This is a genomic window from Bordetella petrii, from assembly GCF_020991325.1.
GTDB lineage: Bacteria > Pseudomonadota > Gammaproteobacteria > Burkholderiales > Burkholderiaceae_B > Bordetella_A > Bordetella_A petrii_E.
This window is the reverse complement of record NZ_JAJMLX010000500.1, coordinates 1-1,216: the sequence shown is the minus strand read 5'-3', so window position 1 is coordinate 1,216 and position 1,216 is coordinate 1. Positions and strand designations below refer to the sequence as shown.

Sequence of the window (1,216 nt, the reverse complement as noted above, 5' to 3'; positions counted from 1 at the left end):
GAGGCGGCCGCTGGCGCGGCAGGCTGCTGTTGCGCCCAGGCCGGCACGGATGCCGCCATCATGGCAGACAGCACGGCGCCGACCAGCACGCGACGCGGGAACGCAGGAGACGGAAGGGAACGGTTATTTTTCATCGGCAAGAAGAATCCACGAACAAAGGGCCCACCCGGGCAAAAAGCTGCATCATTATAGGCAGCGGATAGGACCGCGCCGGCGCCGCAACGTTCCGCGCCACGATCGGCGGGTAACCTGATGCAACTTGGCCGGGTTTCAATCCAGCGCCACTTTCAGGCGCGCCTGCACCAGGGCACGCAGCACCAGCAGCTTGCCGTGGAAAAAATGCGAGGCGCCCGGCACCACCACCACGGGAATGTCGCGCGGGCGCGCCCAGTCCAGGGTCTCGGACAAGGGCACGACGTCGTCCTGCTCGCCATGCACCATCAGCGTGTCGGCCGGCACCTCGGTTTCGCTTTCCTGGAATCGCTGCACCGCGGCGCCCATCAGCATCAGCGCCGACGGCAGCGCCGCATCGCCGGCCCGGGCCAGGCCGGCATAGGTCTGGGCCGCCACGGCCGTGCCGAACGAAAACCCGGCCAGCACCCAGGGCATGGCGGCCAGGTCGGCAAAGCGCTCGCGCACTTGGGGCACCAGGGCCAGCATGTCCTGGGTTTCGCCGCGCGCCTTGTCGAACTCGCCTTCGGACTTGCCCACCCCGCGGAAATCCGGGCGCACCGCCACCAGCCCATGCTGCACGCAGGCGCGCGAAATCGTCGTCACCACTTTGTTGTCGCGCGCGCCGCCCTGCAGCGAATGCGGATGCAGCACCAGCGCCCAGCCGCGCGGCGAATCGGCCGGCCAGTCGATGGCGCAATCGATGGCGCCGGCTTTGCCGGTAAAAACCTCGGTTTCGGTACGTGCGGGCATGGGCGTATGGCAAAAATGAAAAAAGCAGCCTGCATGTTAACAACCCCGGCCGTGGCCCGCCGCGGCGCGGTGGCCTACAATCGCCGCCATGCTTACCGATGCCCGCCACACCGACCTGCCCGCGCCCGAGGCGCTGGCACGCGAGTTGTCCGCGCGCCTGGAAGATTTCCAGGACGTAGCCTGGACCGCCGCCACCGGGTCCACCAACGCCGACCTGCTGGCGCGCGCGCGCTCGGGCTCGGGGTCGTGGCTGCTGGGCACGCACCTGCAGCAAACCGGCCGCGGCCGCGCC

General features: G+C 68.9%; 1 protein-coding gene and 1 pseudogene. One reads left to right on the top strand and one right to left on the bottom strand.

Features of this window, described 5'->3' with window-relative positions; translation table 11 throughout:
- Window positions 1-270: 270 nt before the first annotated feature.
- The gene (locus LPZ50_RS24950) at window positions 271-924 is read right to left on the bottom strand and encodes an alpha/beta hydrolase (protein WP_230665510.1); all 654 of its coding nucleotides are present in this window, start codon (window positions 922-924) and stop codon (window positions 271-273) included.
- 88 nt (window positions 925-1,012) lie between these two features.
- On the opposite strand from LPZ50_RS24950, the pseudogene LPZ50_RS24945 reads away from it, so the two are divergent.
- Window positions 1,013-1,216 (top strand): annotated as a pseudogene (locus tag LPZ50_RS24945) (biotin--[acetyl-CoA-carboxylase] ligase); the annotation flags it as partial.